The organism is Pseudomonas sp. GW823-FHT02F05, assembly GCF_058797315.1.
Genome location: NZ_JBXAJM010000014.1, coordinates 98,209 through 116,210, shown reverse-complemented (window position 1 = coordinate 116,210; position 18,002 = coordinate 98,209). Strand labels below are relative to the sequence as shown.

At 61.0% G+C, this 18,002-nt stretch carries 17 protein-coding genes; 10 read left to right on the top strand and 7 right to left on the bottom strand.

What is annotated here, in order from left to right; genetic code table 11:
• Positions 1-12 precede the first annotated feature (12 nt).
• From AC1RAC_RS17935 to AC1RAC_RS17925, 3 genes are read left to right on the top strand one after another with little or no spacing between them, the layout of a single operon-like run.
• Positions 13-348: a hypothetical protein gene (locus AC1RAC_RS17935; RefSeq protein WP_054920475.1), complete on the top strand. Its 336-nt coding sequence runs from the start codon at positions 13-15 to the stop codon at positions 346-348.
• Positions 349-405: 57 nt separating this feature from the next.
• Positions 406-984 (top strand): c-type cytochrome, encoded by a 579-nt coding sequence (locus AC1RAC_RS17930; protein WP_072448011.1) that lies wholly within the window; start codon positions 406-408, stop codon positions 982-984.
• Positions 975-2,279, top strand: coding sequence for an FAD-dependent oxidoreductase (locus AC1RAC_RS17925; RefSeq protein ID WP_089041971.1), 1,305 nt, complete (start codon positions 975-977; stop codon positions 2,277-2,279). The genes AC1RAC_RS17930 and AC1RAC_RS17925 overlap by 10 nt, the downstream gene beginning before the upstream one ends.
• A 108-nt stretch (positions 2,280-2,387) precedes the next feature.
• On the opposite strand, the gene AC1RAC_RS17920 is transcribed toward AC1RAC_RS17925, so the two are convergent.
• Positions 2,388-2,666: a DUF3509 domain-containing protein gene (locus AC1RAC_RS17920; protein ID WP_003172952.1), complete on the bottom strand. Its 279-nt coding sequence runs from the start codon at positions 2,664-2,666 to the stop codon at positions 2,388-2,390.
• A 452-nt stretch (positions 2,667-3,118) separates the two neighbouring features.
• Between AC1RAC_RS17920 and AC1RAC_RS17915 the strand changes: the two genes are divergently transcribed.
• The 5 genes from AC1RAC_RS17915 to AC1RAC_RS17895 all read left to right on the top strand — a co-directional run bounded on the left by AC1RAC_RS17915 (position 3,119) and on the right by AC1RAC_RS17895 (position 8,871).
• Positions 3,119-4,945, top strand: coding sequence for a long-chain-acyl-CoA synthetase (locus AC1RAC_RS17915; RefSeq protein WP_198790824.1), 1,827 nt, complete (start codon positions 3,119-3,121; stop codon positions 4,943-4,945).
• Between the two features lie 106 nt (positions 4,946-5,051).
• Complete coding sequence (locus AC1RAC_RS17910) at positions 5,052-5,567, top strand: ankyrin repeat domain-containing protein (RefSeq protein ID WP_014719271.1); 516 nt, start codon at positions 5,052-5,054, stop codon at positions 5,565-5,567.
• Between the two features lie 41 nt (positions 5,568-5,608).
• Positions 5,609-6,139, top strand: coding sequence for a hypothetical protein (locus AC1RAC_RS17905; protein ID WP_492616858.1), 531 nt, complete (start codon positions 5,609-5,611; stop codon positions 6,137-6,139).
• A 67-nt stretch (positions 6,140-6,206) separates the two neighbouring features.
• A complete protein-coding gene (locus AC1RAC_RS17900) occupies positions 6,207-6,398 on the top strand; it encodes a PLDc N-terminal domain-containing protein (RefSeq protein WP_003192770.1) in 192 nt (63 codons plus the stop codon).
• 385 nt (positions 6,399-6,783) lie between these two features.
• Positions 6,784-8,871 carry an LTA synthase family protein gene (locus AC1RAC_RS17895; RefSeq protein ID WP_034126149.1) on the top strand — a complete coding sequence of 696 codons (2,088 nt, stop codon included), beginning with the start codon at positions 6,784-6,786 and terminating at the stop codon, positions 8,869-8,871.
• Between the two features lie 103 nt (positions 8,872-8,974).
• On the opposite strand, the gene AC1RAC_RS17890 is transcribed toward AC1RAC_RS17895, so the two are convergent.
• Complete coding sequence (locus tag AC1RAC_RS17890) at positions 8,975-9,127, bottom strand: DUF3309 family protein (RefSeq protein ID WP_003192767.1); 153 nt, start codon at positions 9,125-9,127, stop codon at positions 8,975-8,977.
• A 329-nt stretch (positions 9,128-9,456) separates the two neighbouring features.
• Between AC1RAC_RS17890 and AC1RAC_RS17885 the strand changes: the two genes are divergently transcribed.
• The gene (locus AC1RAC_RS17885; RefSeq protein ID WP_054896320.1) at positions 9,457-10,272 is read left to right on the top strand and encodes an SDR family oxidoreductase; all 816 of its coding nucleotides are present in this window, start codon (positions 9,457-9,459) and stop codon (positions 10,270-10,272) included.
• A gap of 127 nt (positions 10,273-10,399) precedes the next feature.
• A complete protein-coding gene (gene csrA / locus AC1RAC_RS17880; protein WP_054896319.1) occupies positions 10,400-10,603 on the top strand; it encodes a carbon storage regulator CsrA in 204 nt (67 codons plus the stop codon).
• Positions 10,604-10,613: 10 nt separating this feature from the next.
• Here the strand turns inward: csrA and AC1RAC_RS17875 are convergent, their stop codons facing one another.
• The 5 genes from AC1RAC_RS17875 to mnmC all read right to left on the bottom strand — a co-directional run bounded on the left by AC1RAC_RS17875 (position 10,614) and on the right by mnmC (position 17,914).
• Positions 10,614-10,841, bottom strand: a complete 228-nt coding sequence (locus AC1RAC_RS17875) for a YheU family protein (RefSeq protein ID WP_003192759.1) — start codon at positions 10,839-10,841, stop codon at positions 10,614-10,616.
• Between the two features lie 72 nt (positions 10,842-10,913).
• Positions 10,914-12,098, bottom strand: a complete 1,185-nt coding sequence (locus AC1RAC_RS17870; protein ID WP_034126152.1) for an osmoprotectant NAGGN system M42 family peptidase — start codon at positions 12,096-12,098, stop codon at positions 10,914-10,916.
• Positions 12,099-12,255: 157 nt separating this feature from the next.
• Positions 12,256-14,001 (bottom strand): N-acetylglutaminylglutamine synthetase, encoded by a 1,746-nt coding sequence (ngg, locus tag AC1RAC_RS17865; protein WP_137204244.1) that lies wholly within the window; start codon positions 13,999-14,001, stop codon positions 12,256-12,258.
• Between the two features lie 3 nt (positions 14,002-14,004).
• Positions 14,005-15,777, bottom strand: a complete 1,773-nt coding sequence (locus AC1RAC_RS17860; RefSeq protein WP_014719264.1) for an N-acetylglutaminylglutamine amidotransferase — start codon at positions 15,775-15,777, stop codon at positions 14,005-14,007.
• 136 nt (positions 15,778-15,913) lie between these two features.
• Positions 15,914-17,914 (bottom strand): bifunctional tRNA (5-methylaminomethyl-2-thiouridine)(34)-methyltransferase MnmC2/FAD-dependent 5-carboxymethylaminomethyl-2-thiouridine(34) oxidoreductase MnmC1, encoded by a 2,001-nt coding sequence (gene mnmC / locus AC1RAC_RS17855; RefSeq protein WP_492616857.1) that lies wholly within the window; start codon positions 17,912-17,914, stop codon positions 15,914-15,916.
• Between the last annotated feature and the right edge of the window lie 88 nt (positions 17,915-18,002).

Sequence of the window (18,002 nt, the reverse complement as noted above, 5' to 3'; positions counted from 1 at the left end):
TCCAGCAAAGCAATGACCATCATTTTCGAGCCGCCCAAGGGTCAGGAAGAGGCGTTCCTGCATACCTTCGTCACCTCTCAGGCTGCGCACATGCAGACTTATGCGGGTAAGTCGAAGGAAGGGGTCAAGGTGATCAACCTGATCCCCACCGAACTGGGCGAGCCGCTGATCCACCTGATGATCTACCGCGACCCTGCGACCTTCGAGCGAGCCAAGCGGATATTCGCTTCGCGCGAGGCCATGAGCGGCTATATCGACGGCCATGTGAAAGCCTACGGCGGTTACCACATTCCCAAGGAGTACCTGCGTCACACCAAGGTGTACATGAGCAACGTACTCACTGAGTAGTCGAAGGAATTACTCGGCCGCCGATGCAGCGGCCGATACGCAGAGAGAGTCCAGGCTATGCGCGTGGTTATCGGGGCGTTGTTGATTGGCCTAGTGTTTTTCGCGGTTCCCAGTCTGCAAGCAGGCAGTCGTGGCGAGCTCTTCATGTTGAGCAACGGTTGTATCAATTGCCACGGTTTCGAGGGACAGCGCACGCCGGGGGCGATTCCTTCGCTGGCCGGCCAGCCCGAGGCCTACCTGTACAAGACCCTGGCGGCTTATCGCGACGGCACTCTCAAAGGCACCATCATGAACCGGGCGATGGAAGGGTACGACGACCAGACGCTCAGGCAGTTAGCCGAGTATTACAGCAGCCTGCCGAAAGAATCGCTGGGGGGGGCCTCGTCCCAGGCACACAAACAGGGTGAGCGGCTGTACGCGCAATACTGTTCCAGTTGCCATGAGGAGCAGGCAGATACGCCGTATGTGAGAGGACAGAATGCGCAGTATATGCAAGGAGTGCTGAAGGATATGGTCACAGGCCAACGAACGATGCCAGAGGAAATGACCAGTGCGATGTCTGCCCTCAAAGGCGAGGAGTTGCAGCAGCTTCTGGGGTATCTACAAGGTTGCGCGCAGGGGGCTCTATGTCGATGAACCCACAACGCAGGCTGCTGCTCAGGTGGCTGGCCACGGGCATCGGCGTTTCCTCGATCCAGGCCCTGGCCAGACCTGCGGTGGCCGTGACGGCCCACTCTTATGCGGTAGTGGTGATCGGCGGTGGTTTTGCCGGCGCAACTTTCGCTCGTACTCTCAGGCGCCTGGACGCCAACGTCGGCATCACTCTGGTCGAGCCCAGCCGGCAGTATCACTGCTGCCTGCTGGGGGTTGAATACCTGGTGGGCAAGCGGGACGAAGAAACCCTGGTCTTTGGTTACGAGCAGTTACGAGCCGAGGGCATCGAGGTGGTCCATCAGAAGGCGCGCTTGATCGATGCCAAACGAAAGCAGATCAGGCTCGCGGACGGTTCGGTGCTCGGCTTTGACCGCTGCGTAGTGGCAACGGGTATTGGCTACAAGTACGACAGCATCGCCGGTTACAGCGAGGCGGTGTCCAGTCGTGTACCTCATGCCTGGGGCGGCGGCGAGCAACTGCGCTTGCTCCGGCAGCAACTGGAGGCCATGCCCAACGGCGGCAATGTGCTGATCTCGGTACCCGTGGACGATTACCGCTGCCCACCCGGGCCGTATGAAAGGGCCAGCCTGATTGCCGATTATCTCAAGACCCACAAGCCCGATTCTCGGGTGATCGTCCTGGATGCCAAGCCGCGGTTTGCCAAGCAGGCGCAATTCGAGCAGGCCTGGAAACGTTTCTATGGCTATGGGAGTAAGCAGGCCACCATCCAGTGGGTCGGCGCCTTGCAGGGGGGGACCGTGCTAGGTTTCGACGAAGCCAAGGGGCAGTTGCTGACCGAGGGTGGTCCGGTCAGCGGCCATGTGATCAATATCATTGCGCCCCAACACGCAGATGATTTTTCACGGCACAACGGCCTGGCCGCAGAGCATGGCTGGTGTCCGGTCAACACCCAAACCCTGGAATCCCTGCTAGTACCGGATGTGCATGTGATCGGCGACGCGGCCTACGCCGAGAAACTGCCCAAGTCGGCCTTCGCTGCGACATGCCAGGCCAGGGTCTGTGCCTTGGCCATCCATAGCCAGATGCACGGCCTGGAGCTGCTCAAGCCGCAGTATATGAATGTCTGCTACAGCCTGTGTGGCGACAACTATGGTATCTCGGTGCTCCTGCACTACCAGCATGACGCAGCCAGCAATGTCATCGAGATCCAGACCTTGCGGGTCACACCCCTGGACGCCAGCGATGAAGATCACCGTCGTGAAGCGCTGTCGACCTACAGCATGTTCGACAGCTTGGTCAAAGAGGCATTTGGCTAGACTTGGGACCACTAAGAGGGCTGCGGGACCGAATAAAAACGCCCGATACAATGCATCGGGCGTCGGGAAGAACCAGGTGTAAACCTATTCAGGACTGGATACTGTCGCTTAGGCCGAATGATAAGTCGGCAGCGCAAAGCGGTTCTGGCTTTGCAACATCGAAATCTGCGGCAGTTCGCTGGCTTGTTCAGCCAAGTCACGGCGAATGGCGCTGATGACCCAGGTCAGTTGATCGGCGGTGTGCAACTGCTGATAAGAGATCGAGCGCTTGACCTGTTTACCTTCGCTGTTGCGCAGGGTCAACAGGATACCGCCGTCCGGACGTGGCTGGGTGGTGACGTCGTAGTTGGAGAATACCGAAGCGAATTTATCTTGGATCAGGCTCATGTCTATCAGCTCCATTGGCTCAAGTTGGCAAGCATGGAGTGATAGGTGCAGTGATTGTGCCAGTATTGGATTTTCTAGAAAATCCTTATAAATCAGTCAGTTATAAATTTATAGGATTTTCATTTTCGTGCAATTTGCATGAAGGGCCATCGTGCATCCTGCATTTTGCGCTATCTGCCCGGTGATTTTCCGGGCAGGAGGGGAAGGGCTGTAATGATACTGACCGCCTTTTGCCAGGAAAAATCCCGGTCGGCTGGCAGGCCGTCATCGCAGGCAAGGCGGCTCCCACATTTAAATGGTGGAGTGTCAGGGGGATAGGCATCGGGCGGCCGCCACGGGATACAAAACTTTTCAAATCCCGCGTGTACAGCCAAAGAACCGCTGACGTATTTTCCGCTACACCAGTCGATGTACCTGGACCAGACCAAGAATAAGAAAAGGGACGTCCCTCCATGACTCATCAGCAAGTCGACATGATCACCTGGCGCATGATGCTGCGTAAGGTGCCTGCCATTGTTCGGGCGCTCCCACGGGTGGTGCGCGGCATGCGTGCGGCCAACGTCACCGACCCCAACCAACCCTGCGGCCTGGGCTGGCATTTCGAACAAGCCACCTTGCGTAACCCTGACGGTGCTGCCCTGCTGTATGGGGACAGCGTGATCAGCTACCGCGACGCCAATCAGTGCGCCAATCGCATTGCCCATCACTTGCAGGCCCAGGGCATCCGCAAGGGCGATGTGGTAGCGCTGTTTATCGAGAATCGCCCCGAGTTGCTGCTCAACGTGCTGGCCGTGGCCAAGCTGGGCGGCATCTGCGCCATGCTCAACACGGCGCAAACTCAAGGGGCGCTGGTACACAGCCTGACCCTGGTCAAGCCGGTTGCCATTGTGGTCGGTGCCGAATTGCTGAGCCCTTACGCAGCAGTGCGCGATCAAGTCCAGATCCCGGCCGAGCGCACTTGGTTCGTGGCCGATCAGCCGGGCAGTAGGGTGCCCGACGGCTACATCGACCTGATGGCCGCCAGTGCCGAAAGCCCGGTGGACAACCCGGCGAGTTCCGCGCAGGTGTTCTTCCACGATCCCTGCTTCTATATCTACACCTCCGGCACCACCGGCTTGCCCAAGGCCGGCATCATGAAGCACGGGCGCTGGACCAAAACCGCCGTGAGCTTCGGCAGTATCGCCCTGGACATGGGGCCACAGGACGTCCTCTATTGCACCTTGCCGCTGTACCACGCCACCGGCCTGTGCGTGTGCTGGGGGGCGGCGATTATCGGTGCGTCCGGCTTTGCCATTCGGCGCAAATTCAGCGCCAGCCAGTTCTGGGACGATGCACGCAAGTTCAAGGCGACCACCCTGGGCTATGTCGGTGAGCTGTGCCGCTATCTGCTCGACCAGCCCGCGAGTGCGCAGGACCGTGATAACCAGGTGACCAAGATGGTCGGCAACGGCCTGCGCCCCGGTGTGTGGGCGCAGTTCAAGCAGCGCTATGGTGTGGAGCATATCTGCGAACTGTATGCCGCCAGCGACGGCAATATCGGCTTTACCAACGTGCTGAACTTTGACAACACCATCGGCTTTTGCCTGCAGCATTGGGCGCTGGTGGACTACGCCCATGACACTGGTGAACCGCTGCGCGGCAGCAACGGGTTCATGGTCAAGGTGCCCACCGGCGGGCAGGGCCTGTTATTGGCGCGCATTGATGATAAGTCGCCCTTCGACGGTTACACCGACCCGGAAAAGAACCGCAAAGTGGTACTGACCGACGTATTCGAAAAAGGCGACCGCTATTTCAACACCGGCGACCTGGTGCGCAGCATCGGTTTCGGGCATGCGCAATTTGTCGATCGCCTGGGGGATACCTATCGCTGGAAGGGCGAAAACGTCTCGACCACCGAGGTGGAAAACGTCCTGCTGAAACACCCGCAGATCGCTGAAGTGGTGGCCTATGGCGTCCAGATCGACAACACCAACGGCCGCGCCGGCATGGTCGCCATCACCCCCAGCGAATCCCTGGCCAGCCTGGACATGCGCGAACTGCTGCAATTCGCCCACGGCCAGTTGCCCCCTTATGCGGTGCCGTTGTTTTTGCGGATCAAGGTGAAGATGGAAACCACCGGCACGTTCAAGTACCAGAAAGTGAAGCTCAAGGAGCAAGGGTTCGACCCGGACAAGGCTGGCAATGACCCGGTCTACGCCTGGTTGCCGGGTTCGGACACCTATGTGCCGGTGACCGGGCAATTGCTGGCGCAGATCCAGGGCGGGCAATTCCGTTATTGATTCTGGCTATGGCGGCTTTTGACAAAAAAGCCATGACACCGGGGAACTCCATCGCGACACTGGGCGCCTTAAACAGTTATGTCAGTCGCCTCAGCAAGGAGCCCCCATGTCAGATCAGCCTAAACAAATGACCGAAGACGAAGCCGCCGAGTTTGCCGAGCAAGTCTTCGACGTCGCTCGGCGCGGCGACGCCGCCATGCTTGCCGCACTGTTGGCGAAAGGCCTGCCGGCCAACTTTCGTAATCACAATGGCGACACCCTGTTGATGCTCGCGGCGTACCACGGCCATGCCGAGGCGGTCAAAGTGCTGCTGGAGTTCAAGGCCGACCCCCTGATCGCCAACGACAAGAACCAGTTGCCGATTGCCGGCGCGGCGTTCAAAGGCAATCTGCCGGTGGTCCAGGCGTTGATCGAGGGCGGCACGCCGATTGACGCGGCCTCCTCGGACGGGCGTACGGCCTTGATGATGGCGGCGATGTTCAACCGCGTTGACATGGTTGATTACCTGCTCGGTAAAGGCGCAAACCCCAAGGCCACCGATGCACAAGGCGCGACGGCACTGGCCGCGGCGCAGACCATGGGCGCGGTGGATACGGCGGCGCAGTTGCAGAAACTGGTGTAGGCTACGCGCCCTTCAAAACTTGCCCGTTACAGGATCGCCCCATGAAAACCGCCCTCGTCGAACTCATCAGCAAAATCAGCGCCGGCGTCATGGGGGACGATGAAGTAGCGCGTATCGCCGAAGAAGCGGCCCAGGCCTACGCGGACCCGACGGCGTTCCTGGCGGCCAATCCGGATATCAACTACGACGACAGTTTCCCGATCCCGCTGGGGGAGTGGGTTGTGGTCGGTAGCCTGCCGGACACGGTGTTGTTCCAGGCCGATACCTATGGCGACCTGTTTGCCCAGATCGTTGCGTCGTTCGGTCCGGGCGTGGCGTTCAACCTCAAGCCCAAGCAACTGGCCAAGACCGAAGACCTGACCGCGCTCAACCGCATCCAGATCCAGATGAGCGCCCTGAGCCCCGAAGATGGCGGTTATGTGCTGATGAACTTCAGCCAGTTGCTGGACGACGAGATCCAGGCAGTGCTGGTGTTCGGCAACGACCTGGCGCGGGTACTGGAACTGTGTGCCGAAGTCGGCATCAAGGCCGAACCGTCATTGGAAGCCTTAAAGATTGCCGTACACGTCTGAAATAAAACGGAACCCGCGCCAAGGCTGACTATCCTACAAGTGCATGCCCTCACTTAGGAGCGACACCATGGGTTCCACGTTTAATAGTCTGATTGGCCTGATCATCCTCGCGCTGGATATCTGGGCGATCATCAACGTGTTCAAAAGCGGCGCCAGCACCGGCGCCAAAGTGCTGTGGATCCTGTTGATCCTGCTGTTGCCAGTGCTGGGCCTGATCATCTGGGCTATCGCCGGGCCGCGCGGTAACGTGCGGATCTGAGCCCTAATGCCAGTGTAGGAGCGAGCTTGCTCGCGAAAAACGTCAACGATAACGCGTGCTTCCTGGATGAACGCGGTGACTTTGAGTTTTTCGCGAGCAAGCTCGCTCCTACAACAGCAGATTTGTGTGTCGAAAGTATTCGCCGCACGAAATTTTCACATCCCATCCAAGACAATTCGCCGGCTTTATCCGGCTGCCAGGGCTCTATCTCCAGTGCCCTTAAAGGCAGGGCCGTGCCTTACGTTCAGTAATTAATAGCCTTGCCGGCCTCGATCGGGCACCATTTGTGCCACCGCGTTAACCGCCTACCCCAGCCAGCCTGGGCGAGGGACGGACGCCACTGCATTATTTCGCAACTTAAACTTCCAATGGGTCCTAAAACGACATGGCAAACCCGGACGCCCTGAATCAGCAGCGAGCTTCAAATCGCCTGCTGCAACCGACCGTCAAATCCCATCTGGCGTACACGCTGCTCTGCGCATTGGTCATGATGGTGATGTTTTCCCTGCTGCGCCTGGCGTTGCTGGTCTACAACCGCGAGATGATCCTCGATACGCCGGCCTCGACGTTCCTTGAAGCGTTCGCCAACGGCCTGCGCCTGGACATTCGCCTGGTGATGTACCTGCTGATTCCGCTGCTGTTGGCGCTGTTCAGCGTGCGGGCCATGGCGGCGCGCGGGTTCTTCCGTTTGTGGCTGACCGTCGCGTCCAGCATCGCCTTGTTCCTGGGCTTGATGGAGATGGACTTCTACCGCGAATTCCACCAGCGCCTCAACGGCCTGGTCTTCCAGTATGTGAAGGAAGACCCGAAAACCGTGATGAGCATGCTCTGGTACGGTTTCCCGGTGGTGCGTTACCTGCTGGCCTGGGCCGTGGGCACGCTGATCCTGAGCATGGCCTTCAAGGGCGCTGACCGCGCAACGCGCCCACGGGGCCCGTTCAGCGGCGGCACTATCAGCACGCGCCAGGTGGCGCCATGGTACAGCCGCATCGCAGTGTTCATGGTTTGCCTGCTGGTCGCCGTGGTCGCCATCCGTGGCACCCTGCGCCAGGGGCCACCGCTGCGTTGGGGTGACGTCTACACCACCGATTCGAACTTCGCCAACCAGTTGGGCCTCAATGGCACCCTGTCGCTGATCGCGGCGGCCAAGGCGCGCTTTGGTGAAGACCGCGCCAACATCTGGAAGGCGACCCTGGAACAACCGCTGGCCACCCAGACCGTGCGTGACATGCTGGTGCTGCCGCAAGAGAAGCTGGTAGACACCGACACCGCTGCCGTGCGCCGTGACTTCACGCCACCAGCCGAGAAAACCCTGCCGATCAAGAACGTCGTGGTGATCCTGATGGAAAGCTTCGCCGGTCACTCGGTGGGCGCTTTGGGACGTCCGGGCAATATCACCCCGTACTTCGACAAGCTGACCCACGAGGGCTTGCTGTTCGACCGCTTCTTCTCCAACGGCACCCACACCCACCAGGGTATGTTCGCCACCATGGCCTGCTTCCCGAACCTGCCGGGTTTCGAATACCTGATGCAGACTCCGGAAGGCAGCCACAAGCTGTCGGGCCTGCCGCAGTTGCTCAGTGCGCGTGATTTCGACGATGTGTATGTCTACAACGGCGATTTTGCCTGGGACAACCAGTCGGGCTTCTTCAGCAACCAGGGCATGACCAACTTCATCGGCCGCAATGACTTCGTCGACCCGGTGTTCTCCGACCCTACATGGGGCGTGTCCGACCAGGACATGTTCAACCGTGGCCTGGAAGAACTGAAGGCCCGCGAAGGCGGCAAGCCGTTCTACGCACTGCTGCAAACCCTGTCCAACCACACGCCGTACGCATTGCCGACCCCGTTGCCGGTAGAGAAAGTCACCGACCGTGGCAGCCTCAACGAGCATTTGACGGCCATGCGCTACTCCGACTGGGCCTTGGGACAGTTCTTTGAAAAGGCCCGCAAGGAGCCGTACTTCAAGGAAACCCTGTTCGTGATCGTCGGTGACCACGGCTTTGGCAATGAGCAGCAGATCACCGAGATGGACCTGGGTCGCTTCAACGTGCCGATGCTGATGATTGCACCGGGCATGCGCGAGAAGTTCGGTGAGCGTGACCACACCGTGGGCACCCAGATCGACATCGTGCCGACCATCATGGGCCGCCTGGGCGGCGATACCTTGCACCAGTGCTGGGGCCGCGACCTGCTGAACCTGCCGGAAGGTGACAAGGGTTTCGGCGTGATCAAGCCATCGGGCAGCGACCAGACCGTGGCCTTGCTCACCGGCGACCGCGTACTGGTATTGCCCAAGGAAATGCCACCCAAGTTGTGGGAATACACACTGGGCGCCGAGCCGACTGGCAAGGTGATTCCTGAGTCGCCGGACGAAGCTGTGCTCAAGCAGAAGCTCGAGTCGTTCCTGCAGACCGCGACCAAGAGCCTGCTGGATAACACCGCAGGTGTGGTAGATGGCAAACCGGACTAACTGACCGGCAATAAAAAAGAGGCCCTCTAGAGGGCCTCTTTTTTTTGCTTTCTTACTTGTAGGAGAGAGCTTGCTCGCTCCTACAAAAAGCGTAGCGCGGCGTTTATATCTTGCCGAGCAACAACAGCACCAGCAGAACAACCAGCACCACACCCAGGATACCCGACGGTCCATAACCCCAGTTACGCGAGTGCGGGAACACGGGCAGGCCACCGACCAGCAGCAGGATCAGGATAATAATCAGAATGAGGCTCATGGTTTTATTCCTTATAGGTTCTTTGCAAAAACCGGCTGTTTAACCGTTGGTTCGTCCATGTACAGTGGGACGCCTTACCCATTCCGACTCTGCTACTTCGTAGAAAATTCATTGTTTTTATAAAACATTTTGATGTGACGCTTATTTCTTTTAACGCGTGCGCAACTTGAACTAATCAGTTGAAAAAAATTGAACTTAGTCGATAGGCACGCTTGCGACCGGGCCCGCGGTTTGCCCGGGGCATTCATCACCCTGATGGTGCGTGGGTAGAGCAAAAACCTTCGCTACACTGCCGGTCACTTCTTTCGTGAACCACAAGGCTACCTCCTATGCAAAACCGCATGATGATCACTGGCGCCGGGTCTGGCCTGGGTCGCGAAATCGCTCTGCGCTGGGCCCGTGAAGGCTGGCAGTTGGCGTTGTCTGATGTCAGCGAGCCCGGTTTGCAGGAAACCCTCAAGCAGGTTCGCGAAGCAGGGGGGGATGGCTTTATCCAGCGCTGTGACGTGCGTGACTACAGCCAGCTCACGGCCTTCGCCCAGGCCTGTGAGGTGAAGCTCGGGGGCATCGATGTGATCGTCAATAACGCCGGCGTGGCCTCGGGCGGGTTCTTCGCTGAACTGTCCCTGGAGGATTGGGACTGGCAGATCGCAATCAACCTGATGGGCGTCGTCAAAGGCTGCAAGGCGTTCCTGCCGCTGCTGGAAAAGAGCAAGGGCCGCATCATCAACATCGCGTCAATGGCAGCGCTGATGCAGGGCCCCGCCATGAGTAACTACAACGTGGCCAAGGCGGGCGTGGTGGCGTTGTCCGAGAGCCTGTTGGTGGAGCTCAAGCAACAGGAAGTGGGCGTGCATGTGGTGTGCCCGTCGTTTTTCCAGACCAACCTGCTCGACTCGTTCCGTGGGCCAACCCCAGCCATGAAGGCTCAAGTGGGCAAGTTGCTTGAGAGTTCGCCCATCTCGGCGGCGGATATTGCCGACTACATTTACCAGCGCGTGGCCGAAGGCGAATTCATGATCCTGCCCCACGAGCAAGGCCGCATGGCTTGGGCGTTGAAACAGAAAAATCCGCAGTTGCTGTATGACGAAATGACCCTGATGGCCGACAAGATGCGCGCCAAGGCGCAGGCTGTTAAGGCCTGATTTGGCTGGGGTCTGTCAGGCAAGTTACCTACCTGTGTAGGAGATGCCTGATTTGCCCGCAAGCCATTGTCGGTCCAGCGCCAAGGGGGCATGGTCGAGGTCCTGTTACTGGAAAAGGACTACCGCCATGCTGGTCTTAAGCCGTGCCATAGGCGAAGCCATCGCCATTGGCGATGACATCACCGTGCATATCCTTGACGTGAACGGCACTCATGTGAAGTTTGGCATCGAGGCGCCGATGGGCGTCAACGTGTACCGCTCCGAGGTGTACCGCAAGATTCTCAAAGGCGAGGGCCAGGCTACCCATCCCGTGCCGGTACCCAACCTTTAGGCGCAGCTTTTCAGTCGAACAGATGCTTGGGCACATCGTGCTTGAGCATCAACTGGCATTGCTCGCTTTCGGGGTCGAAGACGATCAGCGCCTGGCCCTTGGTCAGCGCCTGGCGCACGCGCAGCACGCGGGTTTCCAGGGGCGTGTCGTCGCCATTGTCGGTGCCGTCGCGGGTGACGAAGTCTTCGATGAGGCGGGTCAGGGTGTCGACTTCAAGTGCATCGTAGGGAATCAGCATACAAGCCTCAGGTGTCAGGTCCCGGCGATGCTACTGTGCCGGGACCTTTGTTGCCAGTATCAACTCACCGCGTCAGGACTTCTGGCCGACCAGGCTGTCTACCGATGGCACGCGGGTGTCGCTCTCCATTTGCGTTTCATGCTCGATCTGATGACTGAACCGATCCAGTGAGCCCTGGGCCGGTTGCGCATCGCTGGCAAACACCGGCGGGCTGAGGATGTAAGCGCCCAGCAAGCGGCTCAGGGCAGCCAGGCTGTCTATATGGGTACGCTCGTAACCGTGGGTGGCGTCACAACCGAAGGCCAGCAGGGCGGTGCGTATATCATGGCCGGCGGTGACCGCCGAGTGCGCATCGCTGAAGTAATAGCGGAACAGATCGCGGCGTACCGGCAGGTCGTTCTCCGACGCCAGGCGCAGCAAGTGGCGGGACAGATGATAATCATAGGGCCCGCCGGAGTCCTGCATGGCCACGCTCACCGCGTGTTCGCTGGAGTGCTGGCCGGGGGCGACCGGGGCGATATCGATGCCGACAAACTCACTCACATCCCAAGGCAGGGCGGCCGCTGCGCCACTGCCGGTTTCCTCGGTGATGGTAAACAGCGGGTGGCAGTCGATCAGCAAGGGTTCGCCACTGTCGACAATGGCCTTGAGCGCGGCGAGCAGGGCGGCGACGCCGGCCTTGTCGTCCAGGTGGCGAGCGCTGATATGCCCGCTCTCGGTGAACTCGGGCAGTGGGTCGAACGCCACGTAGTCACCGACGCTGATGCCCAGGGAGTCGCAGTCGGCACGCGTGGCGCAGTAGGCGTCCAGGCGCAGTTCCACATGGTCCCAGCTCACCGGCATTTCATCCACGGCAGTGTTGAACGCGTGCCCGGAGGCCATCAACGGCAATACGCTGCCGCGAATCACGCCGTTGTCGGTGAACAGGCTGACCCGGCTGCCTTCGGCAAAGCGGCTCGACCAGCAGCCCACCGGCGCCAGGGTCAGGCGCCCGTTGTCCTTGATCGCACGCACGGCGGCGCCGATGGTGTCCAGGTGGGCGGAGACGGCGCGGTCAGGGCTGTTTTTCTGGCCCTTGAGGGTGGCGCGAATGGTGCCGCGCCGGGTCATTTCAAACGGAATGCCGAGCTCTTCCAGGCGTTCGGCGACGTAACGCACGATGGTGTCGGTAAAACCGGTGGGGCTGGGAATGGCGAGCATTTCCAGCAGCACTTTTTGCAGGTACGCGAGATCGGGTTCGGGAATGGTTCGGGTCATGGAAACTCCTGATGAGTTGAGGGCGATCGACGCTCTGCGATCGTGCGATCGTTCCCACGTTCTGCGTGGGAATGCCTCAGGGACGCTCTGCGTCCGCTGTGATGACGCAGAGCGTCACAGGCTGCATTCCCACGCGGAGCGTGGTAACGATCGGTAGTCAGGTAGCCGGCTGACTGTGTGGAAACAACAAATCCACAAACTTCTCAGCCGTGGGTTGCGGTTCATGGTTGGCCAGGCCGGCCCGTTCGTTGGCTTCGATAAACACATACTCTGGCTGGTCGGCCGCAGGTACCATCAGGTCCAGGCCGACCATAGGGATATCCAGGGCACGGGCCGCACGCACGGCCGCGTCCACCAGCGTGGGGTGCAGGATCGCCGTGACATCTTCCAGGCAACCCCCGGTGTGCAGGTTGGCGGTGCGTCGCACGGCCAGTTGCACGCCACGGGGCAGGATGCTGTTGTAGTCGTAACCTGCGGCTTTGAGGGTGCGCTCGGTTTCTGCATCCAGCGGGATTTTGCTCTCGCCGTCGGTGGCCGCCTGGCGACGACGGCTTTGCGCCTGGATCAACGCGCGAATCGAATGTTGGCCGTCGCCGATCACTTCGGCAGGGCGACGAATCGCAGCCGCGACCACTTCAAAACCGATCACCAGAATCCGCAGGTCCAGGCCTTCGTGGAAGCTTTCCAGCAACACGCGGCTGTCGAACTGGCGCGCCGCTTCGATCGCCTGCTGCACCTCTTCGATGCTGCGCAGATCCACGGCGACGCCATGGCCTTGCTCGCCATCCAGCGGCTTGACCACGATGCGCTGGTGTTCGTCGAGAAACTCCAGGTTGTCGTCGGCGCTGCCCGCCAACTGTTGCACCGGCACTTGCAGGCCCGCCGCCTTGAGCACCTTGTGGGTGAGGCTCTTGTCCTGGCACAGGGTCATGCTGATGGCGCTGGTCAGGTCGCTCAGGGACTCACGGCAACGCACGCGACGCCCGCCGTGGCTAAGGGTGAACAGGCCCGCATCGGCATCGTCCACTTGCACATCAATACCGCGTCGGTGGGCTTCTTCGACAATGATGCGCGCGTAAGGGTTGAACTCCGCCTGGGGCCCCGGGCCCAGAAACAGTGGTTGATTGATACCGTTCTTGCGCTTGATTGCAAAGGTGGTCAACGCCCGAAAGCCGAGCTTGGCGTAAAGGCTCTTGGCCTGGCGGTTATCGTGCAGCACCGACAAGTCCAGGTAGCTCAAGCCTCGGCTCATGAAGTGCTCCACCAAGTGGCGCACCAACACTTCACCGACGCCAGGGCGCGTGCATTGCGGGTCGACGGCCAGGCACCAGAGGCTGCAACCATTCTCCGGGTCGTGGAAGGCCTTGTGATGGTTGAGGCCCATCACGCTGCCAATCACCGCGCCGCTGTCTTCATCTTCGGCCAGCCAGTACACCGGGCCGCCTTGATGGCGTGGGGTGAGGCGTTCCGGGTCGACAGGCAGCATCCCGCGGCCCTGGTACAGGTGGTTGACCGCTTGCCAGTCGGCCTCGCTCTGCACCCGGCGAATACGAAAGCCGCGAAATACCCGGGTGGCCGGGCGGTAGTCGGTGAACCACAGGCGCAGGGTGTCGGACGGGTCGAGGAACAGTTGCTGCGGGTCAATGCCCAGGATTTGCTGGGGCGCGGCCACGTACAGCGCGATATCGCGCTCGCCAGGCTGCTCGTTGAGCAGTTCCTGGGCCAGGCTTGCCGGGTCGGGAAAGGTGTGGCCGATCAACAAACGGCCCCAGCCGCAATGCACGGCAATCGGGTCGGCGGCCAGTGCGCTGCCGTCTTCGGCCAGGCGCGCTTGCAGGCGCTCGTAGGTCGGCGCCTGGCCCTTGAGTAAGCGTTGGCTGTAAGCCGCGGCATTCGGTTTCATGGATCAGATTCCTTGTTCGCTCAGCCACAGGTTCAGCGCCGCCAACTGCCACAGCTTGGAGCCGCGCAGTGGGGTCAGTTGGCCTTGCGGGTCGGTGAGCAAGCGGTCGAGCATGGCCGGGTTGAACAGCCCGCGGTCCTGGCTCGGGTCCAGCAGCAACTCGCGCACCCAGTTCAAGGTGTCGCCCTGCAGGTGCTTGAGGCCGGGCACGGGGAAGTAGCCTTTCTTGCGGTCGATGACTTCGCTGGGGATGACCCGGCGCGCCGCTTCCTTGAGCACCTGTTTGCCGCCGTCGGGTAGCTTGAACTGGGCCGGCACACGAGCCGACAGTTCTACCAGGCGGTAGTCGAGAAACGGCGTGCGCGCTTCCAGGCCCCAGGCCATGGTCATGTTGTCGACGCGTTTGACCGGGTCGTCCACCAGCATCACCGTGCTGTCCAGGCGCAGGGCCTTGTCCACCGCTGCGTCGGCGCCCGGCATTGCAAAGTGCTCGCGCACGAAATCGCCAGCAGCGTCGTTGGCGGTCAGCCATTGGGGCGCGACGGTCGCCGCGTAGTCGTCGTAGCTGCGGTCGAAAAACGCCTCGCGGTAGGCCGCGTACGGGTCGCTGGCACCGTCCACTTGCGGGTACCAGTGGTAACCGGCGAACAGTTCATCGGCGCCCTGGCCGCTCTGCACCACTTTGCAATGCTTGGCCACTTCCCGCGACAGCAGGTAGAAGGCGATGCAGTCATGGCTGACCATCGGCTCGCTCATGGCGCGGAAGGCGGCCGGCAGTTGCTCGATGATCTCGCTTTCGGCGATGCGCAGTTGGTGGTGATGGGTGCCGTAGTGTTTGGCGATCAGGTCTGAGTACTGGAACTCGTCGCCACGTTCGCCGCCGGCGTCTTCAAAGCCGATGGAAAAGGTCGACAAATCCTCCACGCCCACTTCACGCAGCAGGCCGACGAGCATGCTCGAGTCGACGCCGCCGGACAGCAGCACCCCCACATCCACCGCCGCACGTTGGCGAATGGCCACGGCTTCGCGGGTGCTGTCGAGCACGCGGTCGGTCCAGTCTTCCAGGGTCAGGTGTTTTTCGTCCTCATGGGGCCCGTAGGGCAGGGTCCACCAGGTTTTCTGTTCGGTCTTGCCGCTGGCGTCGATGCGCATCCAGCTGGCGGGCGGCAGCTTTTCGATGCCGGCCAACAGCGTGCGCGGCGCAGGGACCACGGCGTGGAAATTCAGGTAGTGGTTGAGGGCGACCGGATCGAGGATCGGGTTGATATCCCCACCCTTGAGCAACGCTGGCAACGCCGAGGCGAAACGCAGGCGCTGGCCGGTGCGCGACAGGTACAAGGGCTTCACACCGAGACGGTCACGAGCGATGAACAGACGCTGGGCATCACGCTCCCAGATGGCGAAAGCGAACATGCCGTTGAGCTTGGGCAGCAGCGCTTCGCCCCAGGCGTGATAACCCTTGAGCAACACTTCGGTGTCGCCACCGGAATAGAAGGCGTAACCCAGGGCTTCCAGCTCTTGGCGCAGCTCCGGGAAATTATAGATAGCGCCATTGAACGCCAGGGACAGCCCCAGATGGGCGTCGACCATCGGTTGGGCAGAGCCGTCCGACAGGTCCATGATCTTCAGGCGGCGGTGGCCCAGGGCAATCGGCCCTTGGGCATGAAAGCCCCAGGCGTCGGGGCCTCGGGGGGCGAGGTGGTGCGTGATGCGTTCTACGGCTGCCAGGTCGGCAGGTTGATGATCAAAGCGTAACTCGCCAGCTAGTCCACACATAAATTCCTTACCGGTTTTTCCGTTGGGGAGGGGTCAATACTCAATACGCCCAAAAGGGCGCGTACCCAGAAACTGACCCAGTGCTATGCGTGGAGTTTTAGACCGATAAGTTATAAGGCAGATAGCCGCCTTGCCTTTAATCCGGCTTTTTTTGTGCAGCGCCTTGGCCTCGCACCAACGCGCGCAGGGCAAATCGATTGGGGTGGCAAGCCTCGGCTACGCTGGTGGGCACTGGCAGGGGCTCATCACTCAGCCATGCAGCCAGCAGTTCGCCGCACAACGGCGCAGTGATCAGGCCACGCGAGCCATGGCCGCTATTGAGAAACAGCCCCGGCAGCCACGGGCAGGGCGTTTGCGGCACTTGCCGGGCGTCTTTGCCCAGTACCGCATAAGCCTGCTGAAACGCCGCATGGTCGGCCAATGGCCCAACGATGGGCAGGTAGTCGGGGCTGGTACAACGAAACGCGGCACGGCCTTCCAGTTGTTCGGCCGCCAGGCGGTCGGCACCCAGGCGCTGCAGCAGGTCGGTAGACATCTCGCGCAGCATCTGCAGGTTGCCGCTGTGTTCGGCGGGCGTGGGCGTGAGGTCTTGATTGTTGAAGTCAAAACTGGCGCCCAGGGTGTGTTCGCCAAGCCGGGCCGGCGCGACGTAGCCCTCGGCACAGACCACCGTGGCCAGCGCTTTACTCGCGCAGGTTTGCGCCAGCCGAGTTATCTGCCCGCGGATGCGCTTGAGCGGTATGTCAGCACTGAAGGGGAAACGCTTGATCTCCGCAGCCCCGGCGAGCACCACGACACTGGCGCTGGCCAACACGCGGTCACCGGCGCGGGCTTGCCATTGGTCGTCGAGCCGGTGCAGTTCCAGTGCCTCGTGGTGGGTGAGCACTTCAATCAGGGGATGCGTTGCCTGCCATTGGCACAGTGCAGGTGGATGCACCCAACCGCCCTGTGGAAAAAACAACCCGCCGTGAGCCAGTTGGACTCCTGCCTTGTGCTGCGCCTGCTCGCGGTCCAGCAGGTGAAGCAGGTCTGGAGCGAAGGCATTTGCCAATTGAGCCTGACGCTGGCTCTCCTTGGCATCAAACGCCAGTTGCAACACGCCACAGCCGTCCCAATCGACACCTCGGTGCAAGTGTTCCAGCAGGCGTCGGGTGTGGCCAAAACCGCTGACTATCAGCTGGGACAAGGCCGTGCCATGGGCCGAAAGCTTGAGGTACAACACACCCTGTGGGTTGCCCGACGCTTCCTGTGCCAAGCCGGCGTGGCGCTCCAGAAGGCTGACACGCCAACCCCTGGCGGCCAGGCTGGCGGCGGTCGCGCACCCGGCCAGGCCACCGCCGATGACCAGGGCATGACGTTCTCCCTCGATGGCGGGTGGCCGGGCGAACCAGGGTTTACGTGGGGCCGGCGCGGGTAAGTCGGCGGGCCAACCGACAAACTCCCCACGCAGGATCTCCCACTTATGGCCGATGCCTGGCGTGCGTTTCATCTTGAACCCGGCGGCATTGATCAACCGCCTTACCCAGCCGGTGCTGGTGAAGGTGCTGATGGTCGAGCCCGGTGCCGCCAGGCGCGCCAGGTGGGCGAACAGCTCGGCGGTCCACATGTCGGGGTTTTTCGCCGGGGCGAACCCGTCGAGAAACCATGCATCGACCTGGGCGTCCAGTTGCGGCAATTGTTCCAGCGCATCGCCGATCAACAGGGTCAGGGTCACGCGGCCGTTGTCCAGTACCAGGCGTTGGAAACCCTGGTGGATGGCAATGTATTGCGCCAGCAGTTGCTCGGCCAAGGGTTGCAGTTCAGGCCAGAGGGCGAGGGCGCGTTGCAGGTCGGCATGGCTGAGGGGGTACTTTTCCACGCTGACGAAGTGCAGCCGCGCACCGGCGACTGCGTGCTGTTCGAACAACTGCCAGGCGCAGAGGAAGTTCAAGCCGGTGCCGAAGCCAGTTTCACCAATCACCAGGCGCCCACCTGCGGGCAAGGCGGCGAAGCGTTCCTGCAAGCGGTTCTGCTCCAGGAACACGTAGCGGGTTTCTTCCAGGCCCGACTGGTCGGAGAAATACACGTCGTCGAATACCCGCGAATGCGGGCGGCCTTGGTCATCCCAGTCGAGCTGGGCGTGGGTGATGGGGTTCATGGCGGCTCATAAAATGAAAGCGGGCAAAGGCAAGGCGGCCATTCTAGCCGATCAACCGGCGTTGAATTGATCCATGGCAAGGCTGGGT